This window comes from Mycobacterium attenuatum (assembly GCF_900566085.1).
Lineage (GTDB): Bacteria > Actinomycetota > Actinomycetes > Mycobacteriales > Mycobacteriaceae > Mycobacterium > Mycobacterium attenuatum.
The window spans coordinates 1-9,928 of sequence record NZ_UPHT01000023.1 but is presented as its reverse complement, the minus strand read 5'-3'; the positions used below and the strand labels follow the sequence as shown (position 1 = coordinate 9,928).

11 protein-coding genes and 1 pseudogene are annotated in these 9,928 nt (G+C 67.3%); 2 read left to right on the top strand and 10 right to left on the bottom strand.

Annotated elements, in window-relative coordinates; translation table 11 throughout:
• Nucleotides 1-7: 7 nt before the first annotated feature.
• The 10 genes and pseudogenes from EET13_RS32695 to EET13_RS03740 all read right to left on the bottom strand — a co-directional run.
• Nucleotides 8-154 (bottom strand): annotated as a pseudogene (locus EET13_RS32695) (IS30 family transposase); the annotation flags it as partial.
• 106 nt (nt 155-260) lie between these two features.
• Nucleotides 261-1,337 (bottom strand): lysophospholipid acyltransferase family protein, encoded by a 1,077-nt coding sequence (locus EET13_RS03780; RefSeq protein WP_122441041.1) that lies wholly within the window; start codon nt 1,335-1,337, stop codon nt 261-263.
• Nucleotides 1,338-1,352: 15 nt separating this feature from the next.
• A complete protein-coding gene (locus EET13_RS03775) occupies nt 1,353-2,489 on the bottom strand; it encodes an SDR family oxidoreductase (RefSeq protein WP_122441040.1) in 1,137 nt (378 codons plus the stop codon).
• A gap of 80 nt (nt 2,490-2,569) precedes the next feature.
• Entirely contained in the window at nt 2,570-2,671 is a 102-nt protein-coding gene (locus tag EET13_RS03770; protein ID WP_003402602.1) for a 30S ribosomal protein bS22, read from the bottom strand.
• 210 nt (nt 2,672-2,881) lie between these two features.
• The gene (locus EET13_RS03765) at nt 2,882-3,139 is read right to left on the bottom strand and encodes a helix-turn-helix domain-containing protein (protein WP_122441039.1); all 258 of its coding nucleotides are present in this window, start codon (nt 3,137-3,139) and stop codon (nt 2,882-2,884) included.
• A gap of 140 nt (nt 3,140-3,279) precedes the next feature.
• Nucleotides 3,280-4,152 (bottom strand): pyrroline-5-carboxylate reductase, encoded by an 873-nt coding sequence (gene proC / locus EET13_RS03760; protein ID WP_211186340.1) that lies wholly within the window; start codon nt 4,150-4,152, stop codon nt 3,280-3,282.
• Nucleotides 4,153-4,180: 28 nt separating this feature from the next.
• Nucleotides 4,181-5,026, bottom strand: coding sequence for a thioesterase family protein (locus tag EET13_RS03755; RefSeq protein WP_122441037.1), 846 nt, complete (start codon nt 5,024-5,026; stop codon nt 4,181-4,183).
• 1 nt (nt 5,027) lies between these two features.
• Nucleotides 5,028-5,870, bottom strand: coding sequence for a sugar phosphate isomerase/epimerase family protein (locus EET13_RS03750; RefSeq protein WP_122441036.1), 843 nt, complete (start codon nt 5,868-5,870; stop codon nt 5,028-5,030).
• A gap of 15 nt (nt 5,871-5,885) precedes the next feature.
• Nucleotides 5,886-6,914, bottom strand: coding sequence for a hypothetical protein (locus EET13_RS03745; protein WP_122441035.1), 1,029 nt, complete (start codon nt 6,912-6,914; stop codon nt 5,886-5,888).
• Nucleotides 6,911-7,945: a Ppx/GppA family phosphatase gene (locus EET13_RS03740; RefSeq protein ID WP_211186339.1), complete on the bottom strand. Its 1,035-nt coding sequence runs from the start codon at nt 7,943-7,945 to the stop codon at nt 6,911-6,913. Before EET13_RS03740 ends, EET13_RS03745 begins: the two co-directional genes overlap by 4 nt.
• Nucleotides 7,946-8,096: 151 nt before the next feature.
• Here EET13_RS03740 and EET13_RS03735 point away from each other — a divergent pair, with 151 nt between their 5' ends.
• Together EET13_RS03735 and EET13_RS03730 are read left to right on the top strand one after the other, a co-directional pair.
• Complete coding sequence (locus tag EET13_RS03735; RefSeq protein ID WP_122441034.1) at nt 8,097-8,891, top strand: DUF3109 family protein; 795 nt, start codon at nt 8,097-8,099, stop codon at nt 8,889-8,891.
• Nucleotides 8,892-8,987: 96 nt separating this feature from the next.
• A partial coding sequence (locus EET13_RS03730) for a PE family protein (RefSeq protein ID WP_136623099.1) occupies nt 8,988-9,928 on the top strand: 941 nt, incomplete at its 3' end.

The window sequence follows — 9,928 nt, the reverse complement described above, 5'->3', positions numbered from 1 at the left end:
TGAGTTACACCGCCCCAGCGTCGCGCCACCACAGCCACCCTGACATCGTCGACACGCCCATCTCACGCGCCACCCGAATAAGCGGCGCCCCCTGACACACACAGTCGAACAACGCCCGCCGTGTCAATCGCGGATGCAGATAACCACTCGACACGACAACCTCCACGATCAACGGACGTTGTCTTGACCGTATGAACCCACCCCCGGATTTTCGCCCTGGCGTTACGCTCGTGCACGCCCCGTAGGCCGCGCGCGAGACCTCAGCCTAGGAAAATGTTGCGACGCCCGGCCAACAGCCGATACAGCGTCTGCTGGATGGTTTCGCGCACCTGATCGGTCAACTCGAAGGTGACCATCGGGTCCTCGGCGTCGGTGGTCGCGTAGTCGGCCGTGTAGATCGGCTCACCGAATGCGATGCGCCATTTGGACGGCAACGGCACCAGCCCTGCCGGGCCTGCCAGCGGGAACAGCGGGGTGATCGGGAAGTAGGGCAAACCGAACAGGCGCGCCAGCAACTTGACATCGGTGAGCATCGGGTAGATCTCTTCCGAGCCGATGATCGAGCAGGGCACAATCGGCGCCCTGGTACGCAGGGCCGCCGACACGAAGCCGCCCCGGCCGAATCTCTGCAGGCGATAACGGTCCTCGAAGCGCTTACCCAGGCCTTTGTAACCCTCGGGGAACACCGCCGTGAGTTCGCCGGAGGCCAGCAGTCGGTGCGCGTCGGTGGTGCAGGCCATGGTGTGGCCCGCCCTGCGGGCGGCCTCGCCCACTACGGGCAGGTCGAACACCATGTCGGCGGCGAGCAGGCGCAGATCCCGGTGGGCCGGATGTTCGTCGTGGACCGCCACCGAAAGCATCAACCCGTCGAAGGGCAATACTCCGGCATGGTTGGCGACCAACAGCGCGGCGCCGTCGCTGGGAATGTTTTCGATACCGCTGACTTCAACCCGAAACCATGACCTGAAGAAAAACCTCAGCAAAGGCCGAACGATCGCGTCGTTGAAATGCGGGTCGAATCCGAATTCGTCGACGCTGTAATCACCGGTAAGCCGCTGCCGCAGGAATCCCGCGACCGAGGCGACACGCTGCGCCACATCGTTGAGCGGCGCTTCAGCCGATCCGGACGTGCCTGTCGCACCCGCGGCACGTCGATGCTCGTCGATTTCCCGCACCACCGCGGCGATCTGTTCGGCCGACGCGCGGCCATTCGGATCGGACAGCAGCGAAGGATGCTCACGAGACGCGTCGGCGCGTTGACCGGCACGGCGGCGCGCTGCTACCCGACCCCGATTACTGTGCAGTGGAATGACATTCGCTCTGGTCTCACCCGCCACGATAGCTACCCAAATCTACCTGACCCCCACCCATGGAATTGGCTTCCGGGCTCCCCACCGTTGCGCTAACGCGATCGCGCGACCCTCCCAGGAGCGTACCCGATGCGGGTCGATTATGGGAGTTAGGCCGCGGCCGCGAACGTAGTCGTCGAACGCCTCGGCCGTGGTCCACTTGGGCTGATAGCCGAGTTCGGCGCGCATCCTGGTGGTGTCCATCACCCTGCCGTAACTCAAATAGTCGAATTGCTCTCGGTTGATCTCGGTGTATCCGTTAGCCCGTCTCAGCGAATCAAGAGCCCACACGCCAAAAATCGGTACCGGCAACGGAATTCGGCCCGCCCGGCGGATCGCCTGCGACAGCATGATGATGCCGTCGGCACCAATGTTGAAGGTGCCGGCTTTGCCGGCCATTGCACCGCGCTCCAGGGCGCCGAGCGCATCCTGCTCGTGCAGCAATTGCAGCCGTGCGTCACGGCCGAACATCGTGGGCACGAAGGGCCCGGCAAGATATCGCGACAGTGTGGTGTCCATCGCCGGGCCGATCATGTTGGCCAGCCGCAGGATCGTCACCGCAATGTCGGGCCGGCGCCGGCCCAGGCCGCGCGCGTAACCCTCGATGTCCAGGCTGTCCTTGGCGAAACCCTCGCGAAATGGCCGACGGCTGGTGCTGTCCTCCGTGAACACCACGGGGTCATGCGGGCTGGAGCCATAAACCTCGGATGTGGACTTCAGCACGACGCGGCGAACCGACGGCGCCTTCTGGCAGGCCGCAAACAGCTGCATGGCGCCCATCACGTTGATTTCTTTCAACGCCGCGCTTCCGCCGGACCGCGGCGCATAAGACGCCGCCGCGGCATGCACCACAGTGTCGACATCGCCGTTTCGAATTACCTTGGCGATGAAGGGATTACGAATGTCGGCTCGTACGAACTCGGCCCGGCCCATGCGACGCAGCATGTCCTTGCTGGGCGCGATCGCGTCCACCGCGATGACCGAGTTGATCAACGGGTTCTGCGCCAGCCGGGCGGTCAGGTAACCGCCAAGAAACCGACACGCACCGGTGACCAGCACTACCTTGGGGTAGTGCACCGTGTCGTTACTGCGGCCACCGATTCCTCCGGCGCCGCCCCCCTGGCCGCTCGACGAGTCCACCCCGACAGCCTAGCGGCGAGGAGAGACAGTGGCGTTACAAGCCGGTGACGGTACGCGTCAGCAGGGGGTCCGGACGGGCCTTACTTACCGAGTTTTCTGCGCTGCACCCGGGTGCGGCGCAGCAGCTTGCGATGCTTCTTCTTCGACATCCGCTTGCGTCGCTTCTTGATTACTGAACCCATGGACTCCGCTATCTGACCGTGACCGCTTGTCTGTGACTACACGTGACTACGAGGACTACACAAGGACCCAGTCACTCTACCCAGCCCGCCGTACCGAACACCAAACCGGGCACATTGTCGGTCGGCGTCGGTCGGCGTCGGTCGGCGTCGGTCAGCGACGCCTGACGAGGCGGACCCGTGACGGCCCACTCCGACCTGCGATGCTGTCGGCTAGCCGGCGAAGTAGGAGGTCTGCAGCATGTCGTGAACAGCCTTGGCATGCACCCGGAACGACCGTCCGACCCGAACCGCGGGCAGCTCCCCGTTGTGCACCAGCCGGTACACGGTCATCTTGGAGACCCGCATCAGCGAAGCCACCTCCGCCACGGTGAGGAATTGGGTGCCGGCCTGCTGGCCTTCGCCCGTACCGCTGTCTCGTACCGATTTACCTGCAGAATCCCGCGCCGATGGCCCGTTGGAAGACGTCATCGCAACCCAATCATGTCAGGCACGCGCAATGCCAGCGGCTTCCCCTCCGCTGGCACCCACACGTGCATACAAAGAGGAGAATAGCGGGACTAGTGGGGTTATTGGTACTGGTGAGAGGAAATCAGTTCAAAATTCTTGAATTATTCCGATGTAATTCTTAGCTGCTCAGAGCGGCTTTTGGCAGCCTGAACGGCCGCGTCGACGACCGCCCGAAATCCGCCTTTTTCCAGCTCGCGCAGGCCGGCAGCTGTCGTCCCGCCCGGTGAGGTGACCGACGCCCGCAGTTGCAGCGCCGTGGTGTCCACCGGCAACCCCGACGGCTCGGCTACGGCCCGTCGGTCTTGGTCCATCCGGTCCAGCAGCATCGCCGTCGACCCGGCCAGGGTCTGCGTGGTCAGCTCCGTGGCCACCTGGCGGCTCAAGCCCACCGCGACACCGGCGTCGACCAGGGCCTCGACCAGCAGAAAGAAATACGCAGGCCCCGAGCCCGACAACGCGGTCACCGCGTCCAACTGCTGCTCGGGAACGTTGAGTACGACACCGACCGCGGCGAAGAGCGCAGACACCTCCTCCAGCTGTTCCGGCGTCACGAACCGCCCCTTGGCCAGCGCGGTGACCCCGGCTGCCACCAGCGCCGCCGCGTTCGGCATCGCCCGGACCACCGGGGTGCCCGCCGGCAGCTTGGATTCGAAGTAGGAGGTCGTGACTCCCGCGGCGACCGTGACGAACACCTGTTCGACGCTGTCGCTTCCGGCGGCCGCGGCCGCAGCCGCCAAGTCACCCAGCACCGTCTCGACGTCGGCGGGCTTGACCGCGATCACCACGATCGTCGCGTTCTCGATCGCATCGCTGACCGAAGTCACCAGGACCGAGTAGGTACCGGCCAGGTACTTGGCGCGCTCGGGGACCCGTTCGGCCACGACCAGGTCTTTGACCTGCCGGCCCGCGCGCAGCAAACCCGACAGCAACGCTTCGCCGATACTGCCCCCACCGATGATCGCGATTCTTGCCATGCCGGACAGCATCGCAGACCCGCAATCGCTAGCGAGCGACCGGGACCATTGCCAATTGACGCGCTTGCACCACCAGGCGGCCCATGCTGTCGACGACTACGTGGTCCTCGTCGAACCAGTCATGTCCGATCTCCATACAGGTGGCAACGATCCGCAGCCAGCCGTCGGCGGGCAGCGCCCGAAGGAAGGCGGTGAGTTGGACCGTCGGCGCCCACCCGGTGCGGTCCACGGCAAACGTCACCGGTGCCGACAAATCCCCGCACATGAGCGCGAAAAGCGGGTCCGGAGCCACCCCACGCGGGCGCGCCCACATCTGGATGACCGGCGGGCGCCCGTCGGCGCTCCGCTCCAGCGTCGACAACAGCGGCCGAACGTCGCAGCCCTCGCCCAGGTGCACCAGTCCGGCCAACGGGTGGCCCGGACCGATCGGGGCGATGTCCTCGGGGGGTTCGGGTGCCATCAGGTCCACGACCGGGTTCGCCGACAGCAGCGGGGCCGGCACACCGCATTCCTGGTGCTCGGGTTCGCCCAGCGTGACGACGGCATGCACCGCGGTGCGCTCACCCTGGGTGAGTTCGACGTCGACCACGCCGATCCGGCGGCCGCGTTTGCGCATCGACGTCACCAGTCGCATGGCTCCCGGTTCGGGCGCCCACAAGAAATTCGCCGACACAACGACGGGTTGCAACGGCGGCTGCGGTCCCGGCCCGCCGTAAGCGATGCGGGCCGCGTTGGCACACAGCGCCATCATCGCGCCGCCATGCACCTTGGGACCGATGGTCCAATGCCGGTTCAGGCTGCCGTGAAACACCGCGCCATCAGCACCGGCCTCGACTTGCCGCAACGCCATCGCGGAGGTGAACATCGCGGTCATGTCACCGCAGCAGATGAGTGCGGGCGAACTGCAGGGACTCCACCAGCATGGCTTCGCGCTCGCCAGCCGAACGCGCCGATGAGGTGGACACCTCCAGCACCACATGGCCGGTGAAACCGGAGCCCGCCAGCATCTGGCACACCGCGGCGGTGGGCTGGGTGCCGCGACCAGGCACCAGGTGCTCGTCGGCGGGCAGCCCGCTACCGTCGCACAGGTGCAGATGGACCAGACCCGGGCCCATCCGACGAGCCATATCCAGCGCATCGGTGCCCGCGGTCGAGGTATGGGAGAGGTCCAGCGTGTAGTGGGCGTGATCGCCGTCCAGCGGGTCGTAGGACGGCGCGAACGCGGAAATGGCCGGACCGGGACCACCGCCGCGGCGACGCATCCGTTCCCGTGATTGGCCGGCCCCGAAAAGCCGGTCCGCCCGGAACGGAAACATGTTCTCGACGGCGACCATCACGTCACTGGACGCTTCCAACGCGGCAACCTGCTCACTGAATCCCTCGGCGTAGCGCCGTTGCCACCGGAACGGCGGATGTACCACGACCGTCTGGGCGCCCAGCCGTTCGGCGGCGCGCACACTGCGCTCCAGCTTCGGAATCGGGTTGGCGCCCCACACCCGCTGCGAAATCAGCAGGCACGGAGCGTGTACGGACAGCACCGGCACGCGGTAGCGCCGCGACAGCCGCTTGACGGCGTCGACGTCCTGGCTGACCGACTCGCCCCACACCATCAGTTCGACTCCGTCGTAGCCGAGGCGGGCGGCGTACTCGAACGCGGCCTCGGCCCGCAGTGGGTACACCGAAGCCGTCGACAGGCCGACTTTGATTGCTGGGCGCACGGTGTGTCGTGGCGCCTAGCCTGTTTGCAGAGATAGCACCAACGGCCCCCAGGTAATCAGCGCACCGACCGCAACCGCGATCAACGTACTGGCGATGTCCTCGGTCTTGCGGACCACGCGCACCGCAACCACCAGCCCGAGGATAACCAGCACCGACAGCACCAACGCCACGATGCGGTTCCAGCGCCACAGCTGGTCGAAGGCGATGAACAGTCCGGCACCGAACACCACCGCCAGAATCGATTGCAGTACCACCACCGTGGCGCGCCACAGCGGCACCAGCATGCCCAACGCGCCGCCCGACCCGCGCGCCTCGCCGGCAACGTCCCGGTCGAGCTGCTCCTCGTCGAACAGGGCCGGGGTCTCGCCCCGACGCCGGGCCACCTCGTCGGCGAGGGACTGGCCGCCGAACAGGGTCCGCTCCGCGGCACCGTCCACGTCGTGCAGGTAGGAACGCACGTATGCCGACTCGTCGTCGGCCGATTCGGCCTCCTCCGCCTCGACGTCCAACGCATCCACCGAGGTCTCGACGTAATGCCCAACCGGATCGGGGCTCATGTGCTCGGCGCCGGACTGCTGCTCCGAGGTGTCGCCGTCGTCGGTGTGACGCAGCGGGCGCGGATACTCACTGCGCTCGGGGCCGGATTTGCGTCGGGTGACCGGCTCGGATCTGGGCCAGCGCGGTTCGGGCTCGGACCAGTACTTGGCCTTAGCGGGCTGCTCGGCGAGCGGCTCGGGTTGCGAAGGCGGCCCGGCGTACCGGGGGGTCGCGTCGGCCACCTTGTCAACCGGCGCCGGCGGTTCCGGCGGTTGCGGCGCAGCCGGCGCGGAGGTCTGCGCCGTGTCGTGACGGTCCTCGTGACGATCCTCACGAATGACCGGGATTTCACCGGTCAGCTCGGCCACCGTGACGGAGTCGCTGTCACCGCGGCGGCGGCGGCGCCGCCGGGTCACGGCGGGAGCCCCGATGGTGCCGTTCCTGGCCAGTAGTTCGGCGACCGAGATCTGTCTGGTTTCCTCCATGTCGGAATGGGGTCCAGTCATGGTTTGTTGCCTCTCGATCGGTGAGCAGCATTCCGATCTACTACCTGGCCTCCAGCATCGCGCACCGATGTCGCCGTCGGCGACATTTCGATGAAGGCGGTCTCGTCGGCCTCGCTGTCGAGTCGGCGCAAAATCACGCCTTCCCGCAGCGCCCACGGGCAGATGTCCACCGCCTCTATCGACAACGCTCGCATGCTTGCCTCTGCGACCAGAGCCCCCGCCACGATTTGCGGCGCCCGCTCGGCGCTGACTCCTTCCAATTCCGCACGGTCAGCGGTCGTCATCCTAGAGATGAAAGATATGAGTTGTCTGAGGCCGTTGGCCGTCAGCATTCGTTTCACCCGTGGTCCGGCGGCCGACGGCGCCGCTCCGGTGAGCCGCGCCAGCGAACGAAACGTCTTCGATGTTGCGACCGCCAGGTCAGGACCACCGGCTTCCAGAACGGCCACACTGGCGTCCGCCAGCTCGGCATCGAGCCAGTCCCGCAACATCGCCACCCGCCGGCGCCCGGGCGGGTCGTCGGGCAGCCACTCACGCGTCAACCGCCCGGCACCCAACGGCAGCGACAGCGCTACCTCGGGCTCCTCGTCCACGCCGCTGGACAATTCCAGCGAACCGCCGCCGATGTCGAGGTTGACGATGCGCCCCGCACTCCACCCATACCAGCGTCGCACCGCCAGAAAGGTCAGCCGGGACTCGTCGACGCCGCTCAGCACCTGCAATTCGACCCCGGTTTCTTTGCCGACTCGGGCGAGCACATCCTCGGAATTCTCGGCGTCTCGGACCGCCGAGGTGGCAAAGGCCATCAACTCGGCACAGCCCGAGCTCACCGCGATCTTGGCGAACTCGTCGATGGTCGACATCAGCTTGTCGGCGCCGCGCTTGGTGATCTTGCCCGAGCTGTCGGTGGCTTCGGCCAGCCGCAGCGTGGCCTTCGTCGAACTCATCGGTGTCGGATGCCCGCCACGGTGAGCATCAACCACCAGCAGATGGACCGTGTTGCTGCCCACGTCCAGCACGCCCAATCGCACGAAATCAAACTAGTCGGGCCTGGCGGCGGGGCGCCGAGCGACCCGGTGACCGGCTTCGCCCGATTCGGCCGCGGAATTGCCGGCGTGCGACGTGCAAGGCACGCGCCGGTGCCGGCCCGCAGCTCGCCGATCGTGGACTAACGTTGCAACCGTGGCAAATTCGCGCCCGCGGCCGGTGCATCCGGGGCAAGAAGTCGGATTGGACTTTCCCCGCGAATGGGTGGAGTTCTACGATCCCGACAATCCCGAGCATCTGATCGCCGCCGACCTGACCTGGCTGCTGTCCCGCTGGACATGTGTATTCGGGACCCGCGCCTGTCAGGGTACCGTCGCCGGCCGGCCGCATGACGGGTGCTGCTCGCATGGTGCGTTCCTGTCCGACGACGACGACCGGGCCCGGTTGGACGACGCGGTGAAAACGCTGACCGACGAGGACTGGCAATTTCGCGAAAAGGGCTTGGGCCGCAAGGGGTATCTGGAGCTCGACGAGCACGACGGGCAACCGCAGTACCGCACCAGAAAGCACAAGGATGCATGCATCTTTTTGAACCGGCCGGGTTTTAGGGCCGGCCCCGGGTGTGCCCTGCACACCAAGGCGCTGCAACTGGGCGTGGCACCGCTGAGCATGAAACCCGATGTCTGTTGGCAGTTGCCGATCCGGCGCAGTCAGGAGTGGGTGACCAGACCCGACGGGACCGAGATCCTCAAGACCACGGTCACCGAATACGATCGCCGCGGCTGGGGCTCCGGAGGCGCTGACCTGCACTGGTATTGCACCGGTGATCCCGCCGCCCATACCGGAACCAGGCAGGTGTGGGAGAGCCTGGCCGACGAGCTCACCGAGTTGCTCGGTGTCAAGGCGTATGCAGAATTGACCGAAATCTGCAGGCGCCGAGACCAGTTGGGGCTGGTCGCCGTGCATCCCGCGACGCGAGCGGCCAAGTAGCGGCCAAGTTGCGCAGTTCGGCGTAAACGTGCGTAATCGTGCTGACCGCACGCTACGATGTGCGCCTCGATCGAGGGTGCGACCCGGGAGCACACCATGTCATTTGTGATCGCGGCGCCGGACGTCTTGGCCGCAACGGCAATCGATCTGGCCGGAATCGGTTCGGCGATCAACACTGCCAACGGCGCGGCGACGGCGCCGACGACTACCCTGCTGCCCGCAGCCGCCGACGAGGTGTCGGCGGCCATTGCGGTGCTGTTCGAAGCACACGCGCAGGGCTACCAGGCGCTCGGCGCACAGGCTGCGATATACCACCAACAGTTCGTGGGGGCGTTGTCGGCGGCTGCCGGTTCGTATGCGGCCGCGGACGCTGCCAGCATCAGTCCGCTGCAGTCACTACTTGACTTGATCAACGCGCCCAGCCTGGCGCTGTTCGGGCGCCCGCTGATCGGCAACGGCGCCGCGGCGCCGGCAGGTAGCGGGAAAAACGGCGGCGATGCCGGCATCTTGATCGGCAATGGCGGCAACGGCGGATCCGGTGCGGTCAGCGCGACGGGCTCCGGGCCCGGCGGCAACGGCGGCGCCGCGGGCCTGCTGTGGGGCCACGGTGGCAACGGCGGGGCCGGTGGCACCGGCGCCGCCACCGGAGGCGCCGGCGGCAACGGAGCCGCCGGCGGATTGTTCGGCTCGGGCGGCAACGGCGGGGCCGGCGGCGCCGGCGCCGGCGGGCAGGCCGGTGGCGTGGGCGGCAGCGGCGGCGCAGCGGGGCTGTTCGGCACCGGCGGTGCCGGCGGGGCCGGTGGCGACGGCGGTTCCGCCGGCGCGACCGGCGGCCTCGGCGGTAGCGGCGGCCGGGGCGGATTGGTCTTCGGTGCCGGCGGTGCCGGCGGTGCCGGCGGCAACGGCGTCGCCGCCGGCGATGGCGGTGCCGGTGGTGCCGGCGGGCTCGGCGGGCGACTCTTCGGCAACGGCGGGGCCGGTGGGACCGGCGGCAGCGCCGGCAACCTCGCCGGCAACGGCGCCGACGGTGGGACCGG

What these genes read in the sequence shown, in the direction of transcription:
- EET13_RS03745 (WP_122441035.1), bottom strand. Translation starts at nt 6,914, where the DNA reads ATGACTGGACCCCATTCCGACATGGAGGAAACCAGACAGATCTCGGTC.
- EET13_RS03765 (WP_122441039.1), bottom strand. Translation starts at nt 3,139, where the DNA reads ATGACGTCTTCCAACGGGCCATCGGCGCGGGATTCTGCAGGTAAATCG.
- EET13_RS03755 (WP_122441037.1), bottom strand. Translation starts at nt 5,026, where the DNA reads ATGACCGCGATGTTCACCTCCGCGATGGCGTTGCGGCAAGTCGAGGCC.
- EET13_RS03770 (WP_003402602.1), bottom strand. Translation starts at nt 2,671, where the DNA reads ATGGGTTCAGTAATCAAGAAGCGACGCAAGCGGATGTCGAAGAAGAAG.
- proC (WP_211186340.1), bottom strand. Translation starts at nt 4,152, where the DNA reads ATGGCAAGAATCGCGATCATCGGTGGGGGCAGTATCGGCGAAGCGTTG.